The 22673-nt window shown below is 66.7% G+C and carries 11 protein-coding genes; 8 read left to right on the forward strand and 3 right to left on the reverse strand.

The features are described from left to right. Window positions 1–122: 122 nt before the first annotated feature. Window positions 123–1070 (forward strand): hypothetical protein, encoded by a 948-nt coding sequence (locus HCR12_RS03910; protein ID WP_166867569.1) that lies wholly within the window; start codon window positions 123–125, stop codon window positions 1068–1070. Window positions 1071–1163: 93 nt separating this feature from the next. Further along, window positions 1164–1637 (forward strand): hypothetical protein, encoded by a 474-nt coding sequence (locus tag HCR12_RS03915; RefSeq protein WP_166867567.1) that lies wholly within the window; start codon window positions 1164–1166, stop codon window positions 1635–1637. Between the two features lie 66 nt (window positions 1638–1703). On the opposite strand, the gene HCR12_RS03920 is transcribed toward HCR12_RS03915, so the two are convergent. After that, window positions 1704–2294 (reverse strand): exonuclease domain-containing protein, encoded by a 591-nt coding sequence (locus HCR12_RS03920; RefSeq protein WP_166867565.1) that lies wholly within the window; start codon window positions 2292–2294, stop codon window positions 1704–1706. A gap of 122 nt (window positions 2295–2416) precedes the next feature. Next, window positions 2417–2689, reverse strand: a complete 273-nt coding sequence (locus HCR12_RS03925) for a hypothetical protein (protein WP_191412356.1) — start codon at window positions 2687–2689, stop codon at window positions 2417–2419. Between the two features lie 531 nt (window positions 2690–3220). On the opposite strand from HCR12_RS03925, the gene ychF reads away from it, so the two are divergent. The 3 genes from ychF (at window position 3221) to HCR12_RS03940 (ending at window position 5371) form a co-directional block, all read left to right on the forward strand. Beyond that, window positions 3221–4297 (forward strand): redox-regulated ATPase YchF, encoded by a 1077-nt coding sequence (gene ychF, locus HCR12_RS03930; RefSeq protein WP_166867560.1) that lies wholly within the window; start codon window positions 3221–3223, stop codon window positions 4295–4297. A 138-nt stretch (window positions 4298–4435) separates the two neighbouring features. Beyond that, window positions 4436–4909 carry a GNAT family N-acetyltransferase gene (locus HCR12_RS03935; protein ID WP_224763650.1) on the forward strand — a complete coding sequence of 158 codons (474 nt, stop codon included), beginning with the start codon at window positions 4436–4438 and terminating at the stop codon, window positions 4907–4909. Window positions 4910–5011: 102 nt separating this feature from the next. Then, window positions 5012–5371: a zinc ribbon domain-containing protein YjdM gene (locus tag HCR12_RS03940; RefSeq protein ID WP_166867558.1), complete on the forward strand. Its 360-nt coding sequence runs from the start codon at window positions 5012–5014 to the stop codon at window positions 5369–5371. Between the two features lie 33 nt (window positions 5372–5404). On the opposite strand, the gene HCR12_RS03945 is transcribed toward HCR12_RS03940, so the two are convergent. Beyond that, window positions 5405–5959 carry a DUF5067 domain-containing protein gene (locus tag HCR12_RS03945; protein ID WP_166867556.1) on the reverse strand — a complete coding sequence of 185 codons (555 nt, stop codon included), beginning with the start codon at window positions 5957–5959 and terminating at the stop codon, window positions 5405–5407. A 246-nt stretch (window positions 5960–6205) separates the two neighbouring features. Between HCR12_RS03945 and HCR12_RS03950 the strand changes: the two genes are divergently transcribed. Genes HCR12_RS03950 through HCR12_RS03960 form a run of 3 tightly spaced genes read left to right on the forward strand, consistent with a single transcriptional unit; the run spans window position 6206 to window position 22603 of the window. After that, complete coding sequence (locus tag HCR12_RS03950; RefSeq protein ID WP_166867554.1) at window positions 6206–21529, forward strand: SdrD B-like domain-containing protein; 15324 nt, start codon at window positions 6206–6208, stop codon at window positions 21527–21529. Further along, complete coding sequence (locus tag HCR12_RS03955) at window positions 21526–21966, forward strand: hypothetical protein (RefSeq protein ID WP_166867553.1); 441 nt, start codon at window positions 21526–21528, stop codon at window positions 21964–21966. Before HCR12_RS03950 ends, HCR12_RS03955 begins: the two co-directional genes overlap by 4 nt. Window positions 21967–22000: 34 nt before the next feature. Next, window positions 22001–22603 (forward strand): IMPACT family protein, encoded by a 603-nt coding sequence (locus tag HCR12_RS03960; RefSeq protein WP_166867552.1) that lies wholly within the window; start codon window positions 22001–22003, stop codon window positions 22601–22603. The last annotated feature ends 70 nt before the right edge of the window (window positions 22604–22673 follow it).

Raw genomic sequence — 22673 nt, forward strand, 5'->3', positions numbered from 1 at the left:
GGCGTGTCCCCGTGCGCAGGGCAGGAATAGACGTGTCTGCAGGTGCTAGCGTGTCGAGGCGCGCTGTCGCGTGCACGATCAGGGGAACATCACACATGCGCCTTTCGCGCCCTTTCGCCGCCATGAGCGCAGTCGCAGCCACCGCCGCACTGACATTGGGTGGAGCCGTCGCCGCACAGGCCGACGACGTGCCCGCCGCGATTCCCGCGGGGCAGACCCTCTACGGCATCGAGTACCAACAGAACGGCGGAGACCTCACCTCACAGCTCGTCACGATCGACGCGGACGGCACGGTGCACCTCGTGGGCGAGCTCGAACAGAACTACCGCGCGTGGGCAGCCGATTGGGACCCCACCACCGGCATTGCATACTTCTTCGACGACGTCGACGGCTGCATGCTGTACTCCCTCGATCTCGCCACGGCGACCGAGACGTTCGTCGGCGAGATGCTGGACATCGCCGAGTGCGACGGCCTCGACATCGACGCCGATGGGGTCCTCCGCATCCTGGAGCAGGGCGGCCTCCTGCATGTCGTGAACAAGACGACCGCGGCCGTCGAATCGACCCACACGATCTCGGGGGAAGGTGGCAACGCGTACGATCTCGCCTCGCTCGCGACCGCGGCGGATGGACGCATGGTGATCGCCGACTACGCCGACAACGTGTTTCTCATCGACACCACCACGTGGGCCGCGACCCGCATCGACGAGGCCATCGGGGCGACCGAGACCTCGGACTTCGACGCCACGGGACGCCTCTGGTCCGTGGTCCGCGCCGAGGGAGACGCCTGCATCGTCACGCTCTCCTCGGCCGACGTGAGCGATGCTGAGCTCGGCTTCGCGATGCAGGGTCCGACGCTGCGCGGAGACACCTGCTCGGCCGCGTGGGCCATCTTCTTCGTGGATGAGCCGACCCCGGAGGTGCCCGCCGCTCCGGTGCCCGCCACTCCGGCGCTCGCCGAAACCGGCATCGAGCTGAATGCCGTCGGCGCGGCCTCCGCTGTGCTCCTGCTCGCCGGCCTCCTGCTGGTTGTCGTTCGCCGACGCTCGGCAGGCACCCCACAGCGGTGATGTGAGCAGGGGCGTCGTCGAACCGAATTCGGCGACGACAGACCCCACAGCCTGGAGGACGGCGCGGTGGTACCGTCGCGTCGGGAGGCACCCATGACCGACATCCGCACCGAACTCGCGCGCATCGCGGCGCAACTTGCTGACGCGCACGTGTCGACGGAAGCGCGCGTCGACATCGTGAAGCGGCGCTTCCGCGGCGAGCGGATGCGGGTCGTCGGCGAGGTGTGGCGATTGGGTGCCGTCTGCCTCGATGCATCGGGGGCGCTCTTCGCCACGGGCGAGGTTCTCGCGGTGAAGAAGCCCACCCACCCGAATCACCGCTCGGCAATGGCCCTGCGCCGCAACGAGCTGTTCCTGCTCGCCCAGAAGTCGGGCATCACGGCAGGCGCGACGATCGTCGTCGATGCACACCCGCTCGATCTCGGCGAACCGACCGCGCCGCTGGTGGGTGAGGGGGACCAGCTCAGTGTGCAGTGGATGCGCGGCGCCGAGCCCACACCGCTGCTCGCCTACGTGCGCGAGCGCGCCGAGCTGCTCATGCATCCGCTGCCGGGGGCCACCGACTGAACCGCCACCGCTACGCGGGACGCCAGGCGAACGAGACCTTCAGCTTCGACCTCGCTGAGACGGGCGTCAGCTGGCGATCGCGACCGCGATGGGCGCCACCGACGCGAGCCGCACACCCGATCGCTCGCTCAGCTGCGGCAGGTCAGCGGCCTCATGGCGGCGCGCGGCGTCGATCATGATCGCTGCGCACGCCTCGGCGTCGGCGATCGCGTCGTGGTGCGGGAAGTCGGCGAATCCGACCGCCGCCGCCACGAGCGGCAGGCGGTACGAGTCGAGGGTGTACGTCTTGCGCGCGAGCTGCAGGCTGCACATGTACGACAGCGCGGGCACCTCGAGCTCGGTGGCGGCGCACGCCGCCTTGATCACGCCGATGTCGAATCCGGCGTTATGGGCGACGAGGATGTCGTCGCCCGCGAAGTCCAGCAGGTGGGGGAACTGGTCCGTCCACGTGATCGCGCTGAGCACGTCATCCGCGCGGATGCCGTGGATCCGCGTGTTCCATTCGACGAAGTGGTCGTGGCCGGGAGGCGGCTGGATGAGCCAGCCGTCACGCTCCACGATGCGCCCGTCGCGGACCTTCACCAGACCGACCGAGCAGGCGCTCGCACTGGAGCCGTTCGCTGTCTCGAAGTCGATCGCGGTGAAGTCCACTGGCACGTCTCGACTCTCGCACGAGGCACCGACGCCCGTTCGCGGACGCGCCGCATCCGGGGGATCCAGCAGACCACCGCGGATCGGACCGCCTCTCGCGGCGGAGGAGGCGGTCCGACCGTGTGCGGTCATCGCATGGTGCCGAGGTACGCGCGGGTGCGGGCATCCTCGTAGGCCGTCACGGCGGCCTCATGCGCCAGCGCGAGGCGCCGCTCGTAGCCGTTCGCGCGGCGTTCGTAGCGCGCGAGCGCCCGATGGGGTCGGCGGCCCCAGCGGATCAGCGCCACACCGAGGTGCAGCGCCGCGCGATCCAGCATGCTCAGGCGGCGCACCGGAGGGTGCGTCGCGGGGTTGATGGTGGTGTCGTTGATGGTGTCGGGGAGACGGGGCTCGACCGTCACGGTCGTATTCATGGTGGAGCAGTGTCCTTCATGGTGGTGGGACGACGTCGACCCCGGATGCGGGGTTCGGCGGGGGAGCCGCTCGGAGCGGCGAGGATGCGACACCGGCCCAGCCGGGTCGTCGAGGGACGGGGCGCACGGGAGCGATGCTCACAGTGCAGGCTTCTCAGCGTCGCCACCGTCACTGACGGCGGCGCAGAAACGCCGAGACGTCAGGCGGTGAGGCCGCCGAAGAAGCCGAGACGGGGCGCGATGGCGCCTCCGCGGCAGATGCTCTTCTGGATCATCATCGCCGGCTCCTTTCAGTGGTCACACGCGCCGTACCTCACGACGCGGTAGCCACGGTAAACCCGTGCCATCCGATCTGCAAGCATCCCGGGCGTGTCGCGCCCAGATTCCTCACTTTCCGGCCCGAATCCGGGCCGCCCGTCCAACCGGGGCCCACCCACCCGAAGGGGAGAAGGGCGGGGACGGGGGCGGAGCGGGTGTGCAGGGGAGGAGCGGAGGATCGCCCCGGTAGGCTTGTGCCCCGTGGCTCTTACCATCGGCATCGTCGGTCTCCCCAACGTGGGCAAGTCGACCCTCTTCAACGCACTCACCAAGAACAGCGTGCTCGCGGCGAACTACCCGTTCGCGACGATCGAGCCGAACGTGGGCGTCGTCAACCTCCCCGACCCGCGCCTGAAGGTGCTCGCCGAGATCTTCGGATCCGAGCGCATCCTGCCGGCGACGGTGAGCTTCGTCGACATCGCGGGCATCGTGAAGGGCGCGTCGGAGGGCGAGGGCCTCGGCAACCAGTTCCTCGCGAACATCCGCGAAGCCGACGCGATCGCGCAGGTCGTGCGCGGATTCGCGGATGACGATGTCGTGCACGTCGCCGGTGAGGTGAACCCGCGCGACGACCTCGAGGTCATCACGACGGAGCTCGCGCTCGCCGACCTGCAGACTCTCGAGAAGGCGATCACGCGTCTCGAGAAGGAGGTCAAGGGCAAGAAGGCCGACCCTGCGGTGCTCGCCGCGGCGCAGGAGGCGAAGAAGGCTCTCGACGAGGGCACGCCGCTGTCGCGCGTGAAGGGTCTCGAGCTCGAGCTGCTCAAGGAGCTCGGCCTCATGACGGCCAAGCCCATCATCTACGTCTTCAACGTCGACGAGGCGGTGCTCACCGACGACGCCCGCAAGGCGGAGCTCGAGGCGCTCGTGGCGCCCGCGAAGGCCGTCTTCCTGGACGCGAAGGTCGAGTCGGAGCTCATCGACCTCGACCCCGAGGATGCCGCGGAGCTGCTCGCCTCGACGGGCCAGACCGAGTCGGGACTCGACCAGCTGGCGCGCATCGGCTTCGACACTCTCGGCCTCCAGACCTACCTCACGGCGGGTCCGAAGGAGGCGCGCGCCTGGACGATCCGCAAGGGCTGGAAGGCTCCGCAGGCGGCGGGCGTCATCCACACCGATTTCGAGCGCGGCTTCATCAAGGCCGAGGTCGTCTCGTTCCAGGACCTGGTCGACACCGGCTCGATCGCGGAGGCCCGCGCGAAGGGCAAGGCCCGCATCGAAGGCAAGGACTACGTCATGCAGGACGGCGACGTGGTGGAGTTCCGCTTCAACGTCTGACTCTGTCCGGCCGCTGAGCGAACCGCGGGCGAGGCGAGACGATGGACGGTATCGTCCATCGGATGAGTCTGACCATCCACGTCGCTGCGCATGGTGAGCTGTCCCGCGGCGACCTCGCGGGACTCCGAGCGCTGTTCGATGGCGAATAATCTCACGGAGTTCGGTGACTGGAACCCGCAGCAGCCGTACGGCTATGCACCCCACGACGTTCACGTGATCGCGCGCCGAGGTGATGCGACGGTCGGTCATGTCGGCTGGGCGCGCCGCGAGATCGGCGTCGGGGAGCGGGACGTCGTGATCGCGGGCGTCGGCGGGGTGCTCGTCGCCGGTCATGCTCGGGGTCGGGGACTCGGGGAGCAGCTCATGAGCGCGGCTGTCGCGTCGATGAGGGATGCCGGCGGCATCCAGTTCGGCTACCTCGGATGCCGTGACGCAGTCCTGCCGTTCTACCAGTCATGCGGGTGGACGCGCGTGGCGGCTGTCGAACGGTCGCTGGATCGGGAGGGGCGACCCTCGACGGATCCTGCCGGGCAGCCGCTCCTCGTCTTTCCGCTGGGTCCCTCGTCGGAGTGGCCCGAAGGGGCGATCGATCTTCGCGGGCGGGCATGGTGACGACGCATTCACGAGGTGGAACGAGCGCGAGGGGAGTTCCGTCGTCGGGTGGAGGCGGTCACCCGATCGGTCTGGCCGCTCGCCGCGCCTAAGCTCGACGTGATGTCTGACGCGCTTCCCCCTTGCCCCGAGTGCCGCGAGGCCTACACCTACGAGCAGGGTTCTCTGCTCGTGTGCCCCATGTGCGGCCACGAGTGGGCTGCCGACGCGGCGGTCGATGACGCCGCGGCGACCGCGCAGATCACGGATGCCGTCGGCAACGTGCTCGCCGATGGCGACACGGTGACGATCGTCAAGGACCTGAAGGTGAAGGGCGCCGGGGGCGGCGTCGTGAAGGTCGGAACGAAGGTGCGCGGGATCCGCCTCATCGAGGATGGGGTCGGCGACCACGACATCGACGCGACCGTTCCGGGCTTCGGCCGCATGCAGCTGAAGTCGAGTGTGGTCAAGAAGGTCGTCTGACGCACCCGCGGAGGTGGAGGCTGCTCGCGCCGATCAGCCGACCGCGAGGCTCATTCGCCCGACCTCGGTGAGGAAGGTGTCGCTCAGCACGAGCTCGACGGGCGCTTCGTCGTCGGCGAGGAGGTAGGCGACGGCTCCGATGACGGTCGCGTCTGCGGGAATCGGGGTCGTCATCGCCATCGACAGCTCGCTGTCGGGGGCCATCCCGAGTGAGAGCTCGGCGGGCAGGTCCGAGACGGTCTGGTAGGCGCGGGCGTGCGTCAGCCAGGCGGTGAGCGGGTCGATCTCCTCGCCCGACGTGTTGGTCGTCTCGAACCACACGGCCAGCACGGGCGCCTCGCCGTATTCGTTGCCCGACTCTCCCTGCGGGATCACGGCGCTGTCGGTGATGCGGATGCTGAGCTTGGACGACGTGAGGGTGCCGTCTGCGAAGACGGTCGTTCCTGGCTGCTCGGCGCCGATCTCGATCTCCTCGACGGTCGGCTCGCCGTCGAGGGAGTCCTGCGGCGTGGCGCTGCACCCGGTGAGGATGGCGGCGGCGGCGACCAGCCATGCGGCGGTGGCGAGGGGGATGCTGCGGCTGAGCATGGGTTCTCCAATGATCGAGCAGACGGTGATTCGTCACCGTCTGCGGGCTCGACCGAGTCTACGAACCGCCCGCTTGATGAATGCCGGGTGGGTCGCACGTGTGAAAACCATCTGTCCACCCCTCATGTGGGGGGCAAATAGGACCTTCGGCACAGGCCCCTTCCCATAGTTGACACATAAACTAGGGCAATTCATATCAGCACGCCGGCGCGCCCATCGGTGTCGGACAGCGAAAGGGTGTGTGGGTTGAAAACCACGCCGTTCCTCGCGAGTCTCATGGCAGGAATCCTCGCCACGACTCTCGCCTTCACCGACGTTCTTGCGAGCAGCCAGAGTGCTGCGGCCGCGTCGGCCACGACGGAGCCGGCAGCGGAGGCGCTGTACCACACCCCGCCCATCGCGCTGAACGGCACCACCTACACCGGCGAGCCCGGAGTGCTCAGCTCCAAGTCGGCGATCATGTCGTCGGGGAGCAACACCCGCATCAACTACCGTCTCGTCCCCAGCTGGACAGGCGATGGTCGCGCCACCGGCGTGCGCGTGAGCATCCACATGCCGTCGCTCACCTATGTCGACGGTGAGTACAAGATCACCGACCGCAGCCTTCCCGCAACCCCCCTCGGTGTTCAGGGCACGCTGAAGGCGGGTGGCGACTGGATCGTCGTCTCCGACACGACGGTTCAGGGCGGACCGATCGTGCTGCAGTACGACGGCGACATTCTCGCGGGAGACAACTACGGCTTCGACATCGAGCTGAACACCTACAACGACGGCACCTCGGGGCCCTACGGCGGCGTGCCGGAAGGCACGGTCTTCGAGATCAACGGCTTCGTGTCGTACACGATGTTCAACCGGGTGCCCGGCTCCGAGTGGTCGACGGAGTTCGGCGTCGACGACGACTCGCGTGTGACCATCGTCTCGACCGATCTGCAGTGGGAACCCAGCATCGTTCCCTTCGTCGCCGACGGCAGCAGCCCGGTCGTGCCGATCTGGGACCGTTACCAGTACGCGGACTACATCTACACACTCCAGAACACATCGACGAACCCATCGTCGAAGATCAACGGCTACGCGGTCACCTTCGACTTCGACACCACCGACAACATCAACGGAATCATTCCGTTCGATGTCAACCGCTTCATCTATGGCGAAGACGGTGAGCCAGTTCCGAACGCCGATCCTGGATTCCGGGAGGGCAAGTTCATCGGTGTGCCCGGCGAGGGCGGTGTTCTGATCTACGACATCACCGACTGGGACGGCGAATCGGAGCTCACCGAGGAGCTCCCGTACACCTATTCCGGAAGCGGAATGATCGTGCTCGAGCGGCCCGCCGACAGCATCACCCCGGATGAGACGAACCGGGAGCGCCAGTACCTCGTCTCGCTGCCGATGAGCCGACAGGGCTTCCCCAGCCTGCCCACCACCTTCAAGGTCCGCGCGGTCACCGACATCACCCTCGCGGAGAACGCGCACTGGACGAAGACGTCCATCGCGGAGCGCACGGTGCAGCTGCCCACCTACAACTTCGCGTTCTCGCATACCACCAAGCAGCCCGATGTGGTCTATGGCTACGAGACGTGGAACCAGATCAGCGACATCCGCACGGCGTCGAACGTCCCGATCTTCGACGCGTCGATGACCTATGGCGTCGACCCGAACTTCGAGGTCGACCGCATCGAGTACACCTTCGACCCCGCCGACGCGGACCGCTTCCGCGACGCCACCGTGGAGTACAGCTACACCACGGAGGCCGGCGACGCGCGGACCGGCATCCTGCGCGGTGTTCTGGACGACGAGGACAACCCGACCTCGATCACGTTCGATGCCAGCGTCCTGGCCGACCTCGACTGGGGACACTCGTTCGTCTTCACCGACCTTGCCGAGAAGCTCGTTCCCGGCGAGTCGGTGCCCCTCACGATCCGCGTGTACGGCACGCCATACAAGGTCGGAACGATGACGTCGCCGGCGGTGGCGAACTACCTCGAGCGCTTCGCGAGCAACGAGGACTACTCGCAGCCCACCACCTACACCGACGTTCCGCGGTCGCTGCAGAAGAACGTCTCGTTCACGGTCATCTACCCGGACGAGGCGATTCCGTCGACCCGTGTGCGCATCGACGGAACCTATGACCGGAAGACCGTCGCCTACGACGCCCAGTCACGCCTCGACTTCCTGTTCGGCATCGGCGAGGGAACCGTGGCCGAGAACTCGACCACCACCATCACGCTGAACTCGGCCTCGGCGACCGGCATCACCGACGCGACGCTCACCCTCGCGGGCAAGCTCTTCGAAGATGGCGAGAATGTGCGCGTTCGCGTCGTCGCGGTCGACGGAACCGAGACGGTGCTCAACGTGGAAGGTCTCGACGGCAGCACCGACGCGCAGTTCCCCCTCGCGGATGACGCCGCGCGCATCATCATCGACACCGACACCTTCCGTTCGAACGGTGCATCCGCATACGCGTCGGTCACCGGCAAGGTCGCCAACGGCACTGTTGTGCAGCACACCGTTGGTGTGTCGATGCGCACCTACCAGCCGGTTCCGTACGACAAGAACACGACCCGCAGCTCGACGGGCATCATCGACATCGCGCTTCCGAAGGAGCTCGCTGTCTCGTCGCAGATCGTCGGCATCTACGGTGACCGTCGCACCACCAGCACCACCTACATCCCGTACGAGGCACCGTTCAGCGCCGACTACCAGCTGAGCACGGGCGGCGTCACCTCGCCTGAGTTCACCTACACGCTCGACCTGCTCGAGCCGAGCAAGAAGGTCGGCGAAGCGACGCCCACGCGCGTTGCGCTGACGGACGCGTTCCTCGCCGCGTTCTCGGACCTCGAGATCACCGTGAACGCGGTCGACGGCTCGGTGCACACGTTCACCGAGGGCGAGATCGACCTGACGACGCTGCCTGCCGTCAGCTCGATCGTGATCTCCGGCACGCAGCTCTCCCTTGCGAGCCTGACCACGGTCGCGCGGGTCGACTACGACTCGACGCTCGACATGGGGGAGACCCAGCAGCTGCGTTCGCGCTTCTCGGGTACGCAGAACCTGCCGTACACGACCGTGAAGACGTCGACGCACACGAACACCGTCGAGGTGCGTGAGACCAAGACCACGGTCGTCATCGAGGGTGTCAACCAGGTCGGCACCGCCGCCACCGCGAGCCCCACGTACAGCCAGTGGGTGGAGCGTGAGTGGTACTGCGGTTACTGGGATTGCGGCTCGAAGATCGACTACACGCTCGACCAGGGCTACAAGTCGCTCGGAGGTTTCGTCGGCACGATCAAGCGCCCGACGACCACCTACGAGAACAACAACCAGACGACCTCCGTCGACGTCACGTTCCCGACCGAGCACTTCGACCTCTACTACATCAAGGTCAACTCCCGCGTCAGCCCGTACGTCACGAGTGTCGACATCTACCGCACCGTCGACGGCGTCGAGACGCTGTGGAAGACAGTCGAGGGCCCACTCGATGCGATGAACAGCGTGGAGGGCACCTACACCCGCATCGCGACCGCGCGCCCGTCCACGCCGGACGACCAGCTCTTCACGACCCCCGCGGACATCAACGACCCGGCTCACCCCTATTACAAGGACCCCTGGGACGCCGACGTCGACCCGAGCCAGCCGGTCAGCCGCGTGCAGGTGAACCTCGCGTTCACGCGCGAGAGCGCCAACGCGATCCCGCAGCTCTCGGGCAACTCGACGCGTGCGATCGAGTTCATGGGGCGCTTCTACGAGACGTCCACAGGAGACAAGCCGACCGGCATCCGCTCGCTGGACACGTTCGGCATCGACCGACCGATCACGCGCAGCTACACGGCTTCGCCGATCTATTCCCTGGTCGCGCACCCCTACGCGCTCACCCGCACGGGTGCTGTCACGAACACCAACAACCCCCGTCAGGTTGTGACGATGGGAACCGAGGGCCACTACCTCGCGAGCATCTGGAACGTCAACGAGGCCGACTGGTACTACTACAACGGGCACGGCCCCGACATCTACAGCCCGGTGTGGACCGAGTTCGACGAGTGGCTCGAACACTACGACCCTGAGGCGTTCCACGACCGCCTGCTGTACGAGTTCACCTACCCGGCGAACCCGGGCGTCGACCCCACCTACAACCTCACGCCGTCGACGATCACGATCGAAGACACGTCGACGCTCACGTACCTGACGGCGCTGCGCATCGACTACACGACGTACGCGACCGCCGGAGACGGATCGGGCACGCCGTCCATCGACCCGGGTGGAACAGACAGCGTCACCCTCGCCATCGGCGACGAGATGCGCGCCGAGATGATCGCGAACGGCGCATTCGTCGTCACCTACGACAACGCCCTCGCGCCCGGATTCCACCGCACCGGTCCCGGAACCTACTCCGTGTCGCTCGGTGAGGGCGGCTACGCCACCACGTTCGAGGCGAAGTTCGAAGAGGTCACCGGCTTCGGCGACCGCACCGCAGAGATCGCCGGCGTCACGCCCGACTCGCTCGGCGCGAACCTCAACGAGGTGGATGTGCGCGTCGGCGGCATCGTCGCGGGCAACCGCGACCTCGTCGGAACCACGCGCCTCTACCGTCACAGCGACGCCGATGTGGACGCCGACCGCGCTCCCACGCTCATGCACACGACGAGCGCGATCCTGCAGGGCTACACCCCGAAGCTCGGTGCGACGATCGACATGTCGTTCGACGCGACGTCGCTGTACGACTACACCGCCGACGGCATCACGCCGACGACCACGACGATGTACACCGGCCTCACGAACACGTCGCAGGCCGACATCACCGACTTCACGATGACGATCACGCCGGATTCGGCGTTCCGTTCGCGTGTGCTCTCGATCCCCGCTGAAGCGTTCGACGGGAACTGGACGGTCGGGAAGGTCGTCATCCAGCAGGCTCAGGGCACCCGCGAGGTGCCGCTTGGCGAGTTCGCCTACGACGCGGCGACCGACGCTTACGTGCTCGACCTCGTGAGCCTCTTCCCGGAGCTCCTCACCGAGACCACCAACGACGTCGACTTCAGCCACGACGTGACGCTCATCGAGCGCAAGCTGCAGAACATCCAGATCACGTTCTCGGCTGCCCGCGATGCCGAGGGCGCCCCGCTGACACGGATGTGGGGCTCGCTCTCCCAGGGAGAGAACCTGCCCACTCGCATCACGAGCAAGCCCTACGTCGGGCTCACCGGTGTGTGGGTCGATGAGACCGCCGCCGGCAAGGGCTGGGACTCGAAGCCCTCCTTCCGCAACGAGGAATTCAAGGCGGAGACCAGCAGCCGCCACTACAGCTCCTTCAACGTGGCGGTGACGAACGTGGTGACTCCGCAGGTGTTCACCGAGTCCGCAGTGAGTGGAACCGGAAACGGCGGATCGAAGCCCTCGTTCACGCGCAACAGCGGCAACAACGCGCCGGTGGTTCAGCACCGCCTCGCCCAGCTGCAGCTGCACGGTCTCCACCTGACCGAAGCCCTCACCGCGGCAACCGAGTCCGGCGGGTACTTCTACGACGCCGACACCGACCGCCAGATCATCGACGACAACATCGCTGTCGGCGACACGACCAAGGTGCTCTACGAGCTGCGCAACTCCGCGACCGAGACGAGCGGCTCGCTGCCCGTCTACGAACCGCGCGGCCACTTCACCGCGCCGACGGGTCTGAAGATCTCGGACCTGCAGGTCATCACCGGCACGCCGGATCCCCGCATCGCCAGCGTGATCGCGGCGGCCGGTCGCACCCTCGTCGCCCCCACGGCGAACACGGTCACCGTGTCCGGCGCCAACCCCGAGAAGCTGCAGACGGTCGTGTTCGATGACCTGTGGCTTGACGCGGGCGAGTCCGTCTTCGTGCTCGTCGAGTACACGGCGGTGAACGACTACAGCGCCGACCTCTTGGCTACGCAGAACAAGCAGGTCGCGCCGTACTCGTACGCCCGCCCCGGCTTCCTGCACCAGATGCAGGACTACGTGGTGAGCAGCGGCGGTGTGAATGGTGCGGGCGCCGACTCGAACGTCGCCGCCGACTACGACGCCGACGGCACCGCGGAGCACCTCGCCCGCGTGCACCCGACGTACGACTACGCCGACCCGAACCGCCTCCGCATCGGCAGCGAGTTCGATGTGGAGAGCCTCTCGGGCACCCCGATGACGCTCACGATCTCGCAGATCGAGAACGAGATCCTGCACGACAACACCGAAGCGGTGCTGTACCTCACACTCGACACCCGCGCGCGCGGATTCGAGCTGACCGAGCTGCCGCAGCCGGCGGGGCCTGCGGGTCTCGCCGACCCGACGGTCGAGATCGAGGTCGACGGATCGTGGGTCACCTACGACCCCGACGTCCACGAGCTCGCCGACGTCAACCGCCTCCGCATCGACTACGGCATCGTGCCGGCGCGCGACGGGCAGACGGTGCTGACGATGCCCGCCTTCACGGTCCACGGCATCGGGCACTGGCAGCCTTACGTCAGCGCGAGTGCGAAGACGTACGACATCATCTCCGAGGCGCGTCTCGTGCTGACGCACCACGAGGGTTCGACCGACGGCAACCCGGCCGTGGCGTCGTACGCGCAGGCTCCGCGCGCGACCTCCGTCATTCACAAGGCGATCCCGGTGATCGAGCTCGACCTCAAGTCGTTCGACGACGAGGCCGAGGCGCTCACGCCGAACACCCCGTCGAGCGCGCTCGGCAAGACCTCGTACCGCCCGGGTGACGCGGTGTCGATGAAGATCACGGCCCGCAACGCGAACACGGCTCCGACCGAGAACACCGGCTACGGCAAGGCTCCGCTGCTCGACCCGGTCATCTACGACCGCATCCCCGAGTACATCGGCACCGATCTCGACCGGCACATGTCGGGCACCACGTTCGATGTCGAGGCCGCTGTTGCTGAGGGCGACCTGGTCATCCGTCACTACGACGCGGCCGGTGCACTCCGCACCGACGTCGCTCTGCCGACGGCGACCGTCGACCACGTCGACGCCCTCGACGTGGGTGGCGCGCAGCAGTTCTCCAATGACCGTCACAACGACAGCTGGGGTCTGCTCTCGAGCGCCTCGCCGGCGAACACCGCCACCAACCCGGCGGACACGATCACCTTCCGCTCGATCACGTACACCTTCCCGGACGACCTCGGCCGGGGCGAGCGTCTCGAGATCATCTACTCGGGCACGATCCGCGACGAGGACCTTCCGGTCGCGACGTACCCGGATGGTCGCAGCGTCTACGCACCGCTCAGCGGCTGGTACACGAACGACACCCCGCTCGCGAAGAACGCCCACAACTACGACATGGACATGGCGGCGCTTCTGCACGATGCCGGCATCACCGGCTCGCGCGGTCACGAGATGACGGCGGCCGAGTTCCTGTCGACCTCGTCGTCGTGGGTTCCCGGTGGCACCGGCGAGCGCGCCCAGCCGGTCGAGACCTACTCGCGCTCCTATATCGACACCTATTACGACGCCTCGGCTGACAGCGCGCGCTCGCACCAGGTGTACCTGCAGGAACGCACCGACAGTCTGCTGTTCGAATCGAAGACCGGCGCGAACCAGGACGACAACTGGCGCTTCGTGACGAGCGCACGAGTCGACGGATCGGCCAAGGCCGACCGTGAGCGTGTGCTGTGGGCTCAGGATTCCATGCAGCTGAGCCGTGCCTGGCTCTATGCGGCCAGCGAGATGGCACCGGATCGCGAGCGCACCGAGACCTACGGCGTCTCGGGTGCCAACTTCTACGAGCACGATGGCTCGCTGAACCACATCGACATCCCGCGTCGTGGCTACAGCCCGTACGCGTACGACAACTACACCTACGCGGTGCAGCTCGACGAGCTGTTCACCGTGAGCCTGCACGCCGCGAACCTCGGCGACCACCCGATCGAATCCGGTGTGGAGTACCTCGAGGTGCTGCCGCTCGGCATCAGTCCCTACGCGGCCGACGGCTCGCTGCTCGGCGTCACCGCCTATGACGGCGCGGGCAACGAGATCGCCCTGCCCGAGGGATCCGTGAAGGTGGTGCAGAAGCCGGGAGATCCGATCACCTGGGCGGCCCCTGCCCAGTCGCAGGAAGCCGGAACCGACGCCACGGCGACGTTCACCGACGAGGCGCCGTACGTGCTGCGCATCCAGGTGCCGGCGGCTCTGACGGGCATGTTCGACGCGCCCGCCGCAACCACGACCTCGAAGTACCAGCGAGTCGACGTGCGCGTGCGTGTGGCGGAGGAGTCCTCCCACCTCGTGAACGGCAAGGCCTACTGGTACGACCAGCTCACGGTCACCAGCATCGACACCGAGCCGTACATGGAGCTCTACGCCTCGGTGGTCGACGGTGCCGGCTACGGTGCCTTCACCCGCGGCTTCAACAGCTACAACGAGAAGCGCCACGTCAACGACGCGGCCCCCCTCGGCATCGACCACGACTCGCTCTACTGGGACTTCTACAACGGCGACACGTGGCTCTCCTTCGAGCCGTACGGCATGTACATTCGCGGGCTCAACGCTCAAGGAACTCGCGCCGAGCTCAACGGCAAGCCCGCCGTGATGACGGGAGACCAGATCGCAATGCGCGTTCCCACGCTGCGCGTGTGGAACGAGATCACGAAGGATGAGGCGAGCTACACCACCGCCTACGACCGCTCCATCCAGGACTACACGGTCGACCTCTACGAGCAGTTCACGGTCAACGCCACGGTCGAGAACCAGCAGATCGAATCGCAGGATGACTACATCCGCGGGCGCTCCGGCTACAACTGGTACAGCGGCGACTACCTGAACGACGAGGTGTGGACCCGCCAGCCGCAGGTGATCGGCGGTGCACGCGGTTCGTGGTTCGACCCGACCATCACCGTCGCGCTTCCGTACGGCATCGTCCCGGTGATCGACGGCGACATCGCTCGCTACTCCGAAGACCTCTCCGGTCAGCAGGATGTGGTCTTCACTGCGCAGATCACCGACGTCACCTACAGGTCGACCACTCCGGCCGCCACAGCTTCCGGTGTGGCGCTGACCGGGGGAGACGTCTCGCAGCACCTCGAGGTGAGCGTCGAGCGCGTCGACAGTGAGCACGGCCTCCGGTATGTGCTGCACTTCATCGCCAAGGATGATGCCGTCTCGCAGCAGGTCATGCACGAGATCCGCTACAACCAGTCGCTCACCGTCTCGCCGCGCGTCATGGTCGTCGACTCCCCGTCGTTCGGCGAGGACACGAGCGAGAAGTACTACCAGCCGATCGTCGCGCTCGCGCACACCGAGCGTCCGGTCTCGTACCCGGTGGTCAGCGGCTCGCACACCACGGGCTCGGTTCCGTCTGGTCGCGACGACTACCGCGACGGATCGATCGGCAACGGCACGACGCCGTTCATGAACGACAAGAACCGTCGCGACTCGATGAGCAGCTGGTCGAGCAACTTCGGCCAGATCCGCGTCACCGAGCGCCTCATCACACCCACGCAGAAGTTCACCCCCGCAACCGAGGTGCCGCTGCACACCAACGGACAGTGGAACGTCGCCGCCAGCGAACTGCTGCCGGACGAGGTCACGGCACCCAGCGTCAACACGGGCGCGTCGGGCTCGACGCAGCTCGTGCTGCGTCAGCCGAACATCGTCAATCAGACGAAGGCCGGCGCGACCGCTGAGGCGACGCCGAAGGATCGTCAGCTGAACCCGGCGCAGGAGCCTCTCCACCTCGACCCTGCCGGCAAGTTCTGGCTGTCGACAGAGGTGCGCAACCGCCCCGTCTCGAAGTCGAACCCGTACGAAGAGATCCAGACCGCGGGAGACGTGCACAACTCACGGTTCCTCGTGTCGGCGTACGTGACAAGCTTCGCCCACAAGACCGGCGACGTCCGTCTGCTGATCGATGGCAAGCTGCTCGATCGCGCTGCGTTCGAAGATCTCGGGTACACCGTGGAAGCCGTCACCGAGGACGAGCGTGAGGGCGCGGGCGAGCGCCAGCTCATCCAGTGGATGGTCACGACCCCGGATGGCGGAGACGGCACCGAGGGCAAGCTCGCCTCGGGTGATCGCTTCGAGCTCCGCTTCGAGCTGCAGCTGGTCGACGGTTTCGAGGGCGACGCCACGACCGGCGGGACCACCTGGGAGCACCCGTCGCTGATCATCGACACCTATGTGTCGGCCGTCCCCGATGACCTCACGCTCATCACGGGCGACCAACGCGAGGACGACTTCATCGTCCAGCCGATCAACGTGTTCGGCTACGAGCAGCTCGTGGTCGAGACCGATGCGACGCCTGATTACGACGCCGACGGAGAGAAGACCAGCCGTTTCGCTGCTGATCCGACCGAGATCGAGATCATCAAGCCGAGCGCCGAGGTCCGTGTCAACACCGCGCGCCCGCGCCTGAAGTACAACAGCGCCGACCCGGATGTGATCCTCACCGGTGACCCGTACTTCAAGTCATCTGACGACATCGAATACCTGGTCACGCACGTGAAGAACACGGGTTCTGCGCTGAAGGACCTGGTCGTCGAGCAGATCCTGCCGACCAACCGGTCGAACGACCCGTCGGTGCCCCTCAGTCAGGACGCGCTCACGACGACGCTGCTCTACGTGACGTCGGGTACGTGGGAGTTCCCGCAGGAGACGCTCGACCGTCTCACGGCGGCGGGGAAGACGATCGACGAGGTGTTCGAGGTCGAGGTGCAGGTCTCGAAGGCGATCTCGGAGGACGGCTACGAGACGGATAACTGGACCTCGCTCGGCATCAACAGCGCCACCGAGAACGTCCGGTACGACATCTCGGGAGACCGCCTCGGTTACACGAAGGTCCGCGTCATCGTGCGTTCGCTCGATGACAACTTCCTCGTGCCCACGGGGCTGCGCCTCGCGATCGACGCCGACCCGGATACCGCCGGTTCCCAGGATGTGACGCAGACGGACCCGAAGAACGACTCGATCGAGGAGTACCCCGAGGGTGTGACCGACAACGCGATCTCCGTGGGGATGCGCGCCGCGTCGGTCGGTGACCGGACCGTGTTCATCTACGACACCGCCCAGGTGTGGGCGAACTACGTCGCGGATGCCCGCGCGAAGCTGGCTCAGTCGGTCTCGCGCTCGTACCTCACCATGTCGCGCCCGGTCGTGAACGTGAAGCACGAAGCGCTGTACTACCGCTCGGACCGCACCTACCCCGAGGAGCGGCTCTACGGATGGTCGGACAACACCGCCATCAAGCCGCCCGCGTTCCTCAAGTTCCGTGGGGAGGCGATCAACGCCGACGACACGATGTGGGACACCGACCCCAAGTCGGATGAGTCTCGCACCTACGCGGAAGACACGCTCATCGATCCGGTCCTCACCTTCGAGCTGCCGAGCGTGATGGCGATGAACAAGCCGTTCACGTACGTGCCGAACGATGAGGTCGACGAGACCCACCCGCTCGACGGACACCACCGCTCTCCGCACCCCCTGGTGGACGAGGACGCCTATCAGTGGACGTGGAAGCTGGTGCGTGCTGATCCCACGAACGAGGATTCCTACCTCACCCACGTCGACATGTACTCGGGCCCGTGGCCCGGTATGGACCGCAACGTCATCACGGTGTGGTTCGACGGCATGATCTACCCGGGGGACAAGGTCGTGGTCGACTTCATCGGCCTCGTCGACGAGTACACTCCGGGCGTCAGCTCGTCCGATGTCACGTCGCGTGCGTATCTGACGAACAACACGGGTCTTCTCCAGCCGCTCAACTCGGTGTGGAACAAGGACAACCGTCTCGGGTACGTGACCGACCAGAACGACCTGGACCGCAACAACATCACGAGTGACCGTCTCGTGTTCAACGAGCGTCAGCTCTTCCAGTACGAGGTCTACGACAACTTCGGCAAGCGCAAGACCGCCTACTCCGACCTGAACCTTGCCGGAACGGTCGCTCCGGGGCTTACCCCGGTGCGCGAGGGTGGCGAGTACACCTTCACCATCTCGCTCGACAACACGAACGAGATGGAAGAGAAGCCGTACCCGTACCCGATCATGTACGACGTGCTGCCGCACGTGGGCGACACCTCGATCTTCGATGCGGGTGCATCCCGAGAGTCGAAGGCGTCGGGTCTGCTCGACCTGAGCAGCTTCGAGCTGCGCCGTGAAGGTGCCAGCCCGATGGTCTACCCGGCGAACAAGTACACGCTCTACGTGGGGCCGTTCCGCAAGGACGGCACCAAGGTCGTGCGCTCGACTCTGCCGGAAGCCACAGAGGCCTCCACCACGGCGTTCTACGACAGCCTGGCTACGCCGTCCGTCGCGTCGGCGGTCCGGAGCGAGCACTTCGTGACGTTGGCCGACTTCCGCACCGCGGTGGCGTCCGACCCGACGCTGCTGGCTGACGCCCGGGCGATCCTGGTGATGCTCAACGACGCCGCCGAGATCCTGCCCGGTAAGAGCAAGCTGACACTCACATACGACATGACGTCGCCGCTGAACGCGCCGGTGTACCTCGAGGGATCGAACCAGACTGCGACGTCGGCTGATTACGCGCAGTGGAACTCCTTCGTGGGTACGCAGCGTGCGGACAGCTTCAAGCCGCAGGAATCGAACACGGCCGGTGTGTATGTGACCGAGCAGGCGGGCACCGTCTCGATCGGGAACTACGTCTGGCACGACGTGAACTACAACGCCGCGCAGGACGAAGGAGAGACCTGGGTCGACCAGAACGGCCGCACGCTGCTCAAGCCGTCGAAGGATCTCAACGACGACGGCACGGTCGATGACCCCGGTATCAACGGCGTCACGGTCACGCTCCTCACCGAGCGCGGCAACTACGCGGACGCGCGTGGGCGTGCCATCACGCAGCACAACGGAGGCTGGGTCGTGATCGACGACATCCTCGGCGACATCGTCTACGACGACCTCGGGCAGACCACCGCATCCGACGGGCCGATGACCACGACCACCCGTTCCGACATCCACGGCAACGCGGGGTACTACGTGTTCTCGAACCTCGCACCGGCCACGTACCGCGTGATGTTCGAGTTCCCGGCGGCCTACGACCGCTACGGCGTGACCACGTCGGAGATGTTCGACAAGACGGCCGTCGAGGAGTTCCCGAAGGGTTCGGCGGCTGACGTTCCCGCGCCGAACGCGACGGGTTCCCTCGTCGCGGTCTCGAAGCCGGCTGACGTCACCGTTTCGACGCCGGACGAGCTGCGGATGGCCTTCGACCTGGGTGTCGCCGAGAAGATCCGCACGGGCGGTGTCATCTGGAACGACAAGGACCGCAACGGCACCCGCATCGCCGCCGAGGCGAAGCTGGCTGGGTACAACGTGGCGCTCATCCACCCGGATGGTTCGCCCGTTCTCGACCACGACGGCGAGCCGCTGACGGATGTCTCCGACACGGACGGCGCCTACGAGTTCACGTTCCTGCCGCGCGAGAACGAGTACCTGATCCAGGTGACGAACGCTGAGGGTCGTTACAACGTCAAGATCCCGGTGACTCCGCTGCTGCGTTCCGCTGACCCGTTCGAGTTCTCGGACGACAACGACGGTGTGCTCGTGGAGCTGGAAGACGGCACGCTGGTTGTCCGGAGCAACCCGATGGACTTCGGGCTCGAGGGCCTCTTCGCCTCGCGCTTCGCGGACCGGATGAACGTCGATGTCGGCTTCTACGAGCGTGACAACTTCGCCGTCATCGGCGACCGCGTCTGGGACGACCTCAACCGCAACGGCATCCAGGATCTGGGTGAGCCGGGCGTGGGCGGTCAGACCGTGCACCTGTACAAGTACGTCCAGGACGAGGACGGCCTGTGGGTGCGCGACGAGACGTTCGACGAGACCGCGACCTCGGACTCGCACGGTTTCTACTCGTTCCGTCGGGTGGAGGCGTTCGACCTGGCGGTGGCGGATGAGCTGATCGAGTACCGCTACGCCGTTGCAGTGCTCCCGGGCGAGCTCGTTGCGGGGTACACCCTCGCGCCGGCGCTCCAGGGGACGCGCACGGATCTCGACTCCGATTTCCAGCTCGACGGCACGATGCAGACCGCGAGCGACGGCACGGGACTCATCTCCCTCATCGCCGACGCGAGCGGGGATGAGCCGGTGATGCGCGACGTCGTGACGATCGATCTCGGTCTGATCGCCCACGCCACAGCGTCGATCGCCGGTGAGATCTTCATCGACGACCAGTCCGACGGCACGAAGCTCGACGACGACCTCGCCGACCCGCGCTTCACGGCCACCCTCGAGGTGCGTCGCGACGGCGGATCCTGGAAGGCGGTCGGCTCGATGGCGTCGACGAACGTCTACAGCTTCGAGGACCTCCCGACCTATGACGACGCGAGCGGCACCCTGCTCGAGTACCGCGTCGTGGTTTCGGAGATTCCTCTGTGGCTCGGACTCACCTCGCACAACGCGGGTGCTGACGGCATCGACAGCGACTTCGTCGAGGACGCCCGTGGGGCGACCATCACGGCGGTGTCGGATGTGTACGTGCTCGCCGAGCACGTGGACGGTCACCTGATCCCCGTGGACACGCGCACGTCGATCTCGCACCCGACGGTGGACCTCGGTCTGCTCGAACCCGCCAGCATCATCGGCGGCATGGTGTGGGACGACGCCGACCACGACGGCCTCCGAGCCGAGGACGAGAAGCCCATCGTGGGCCGCGAGGTGACGCTGTGGGAGCTCGTCGACGGCGAGTGGGTACAGGCGCTCGACCTCGACGGACGCGGTGTGGTCGTCTCCGGTGAGGACGGTGTCTACAGCTTCCGCGTCGCGCCGATGCACTTCGACGACACGGCGGCGAACTTCCTGCAGCCGCGTGAGTACCGTGTGTCGGCCCAGCGCGACGGATGGCAGATGTGGTCGCCCGTCAACGTGGGCGATGACCCGCTCATCGACAGCGACATGACGGCGCCCGCCGAGGAGTTCGGCACGATCCACACCGGCATCAGCGGCCAGTTCTCGATCATCGAGATCGAGGAGGGTCTCGCGATCCCGGCGACGCAGCGTGACGACACCCACATGGACATGGGTCTGCGGTCGCAGAAGCACACCGTGATCGTGGGCGGCAGCGCGTGGGGCGAGAAGCTCGAGGACGGTCTGCGTCAGGATGGCGAGACGCCGCTCGCGGGCCTCACGGTCACGCTGTGGGAGCTCGTCGACGACGAGTGGGTGATCGTCGAGGACGTCACGGGCACCTCCACCCGCACGACCGACGCGAACGGCCGCTACGCCTTCACGGTCATGCCGGTCGACTTCGACGAGACGCACGACACCTACCTGCAGCCGCGCACCTATCGCACGACGGTCGACATGCCGTTCGGCTACCGGATGAGCGGCGGGGCGAGCGTCACCGCGACCCTGAACGGATCGCGCGTCGAGTCGATCGTCGCCGACCTGGTGCTGTTCGACGAGGACGGCAACGTCCTCCTCGACGAGCTGCTCGACCACCGCACGCTCGACTTCCCCTTCGTGCAGGACCGCCTCGCCTTCACCGGACTCGGCGGGCTCACAGCGGCGCTGGTCATCGCGTTGCTGCTCGGTGGTGGAGGGCTGTTTCTGATCATGGTTCGCCGTCGTCGCGACGGTCGAGAGGAGTTCGCGGAATGATGTCCCACGACACCCCCCGGTCGGGCCGCCGTTCGGCGGCCCCCCGGACGCGTCGGCCGCGGTGGATCGCTATCGCGATCGCCGCTGCCGCCGCCGTGGTGGCCGCGCTGGTGGCGGTCCTGATCTGGTCGCCGTGGTCGGTGCGCACGGTCGAGATCGGCGGCCTCGAGTACCGCACGAACATCGAGCTCCGCGAGGGGGATTCCGGCGTCTACGCGTTCATGCCCGTCAACACCGACACGACCGAGGTCGTGCTCGAGACGGGCGACCAGCAGAAGGACAGCGTGATCCGCAGCTTCCTGGAGCGTCTCGACACGTTCGTACCGGGTGAGCATGTGCTCGAGATGGACGAGGCACCCACGATCCGCGTGATCATCGATGGCATCGAGGGCGAGAGCGGAAGCGTTCTGGAGCAGCTCGACAGCTCCCGCGAGTAGCCTCCCGGCTTCGGCGATCACGGAGAATGGGCCCATGCCCTTCACCCTCGCTGAGCCGCACCACAGCGAGCTGCTGATCCGGAAGAGCCGGTTCATCGGATGCGTGGAGCCTGTCGCGGGGCGCGAGCAGGCGCTCGAGCGGGTCGCGGAGCTGCGCGAGCAGCACCCCGACGCGCGCCACGTGTGCTGGGCGCTCATGGCGGGCGGGCATTCCGCGGCGAACGACGACGGCGAACCGGGAGGCACCGCCGGGCGTCCCATGCTCGATGTGCTGCGGCATCAGGAGCTCGAGGGCGTTCTGGCGACCGTCGTGCGGTACTTCGGCGGGATCAAGCTCGGTGCGGGCGGTCTCGTGCGCGCCTACACGGATGCGGTCGCTCAGGCGCTCGTCGACGCCCAACGGGTGGAGCTCGTGCGCCTGCGCACCCTGCTCGTGGTGGTGCCGTACGCCGTCGAAGGTGCCGTGCGGCGCGAGTTCGACGCTCACGGGGCGACTCTCGGCGAGGTCGTGCACGGTGCGGATGTCGAGCTCGTCGTGCAGGTGCCGGACGATGTGGTCGACGCCCTCACCGCGCGTGTGAACGACATCGCGCAGGGTGCTGCGGTGATCGAGCAGATCGCCGACCCCGACGAGTGAGCGGCCGGCGGCCCGCCGCATCCTCGATCACCGCGAACGGGATGAGCGGCCCGCTCGCAGGGTCGGACAG

It is taken from the genome of Salinibacterium sp. ZJ70 (assembly GCF_011751865.2).
GTDB lineage: Bacteria > Actinomycetota > Actinomycetes > Actinomycetales > Microbacteriaceae > Homoserinibacter.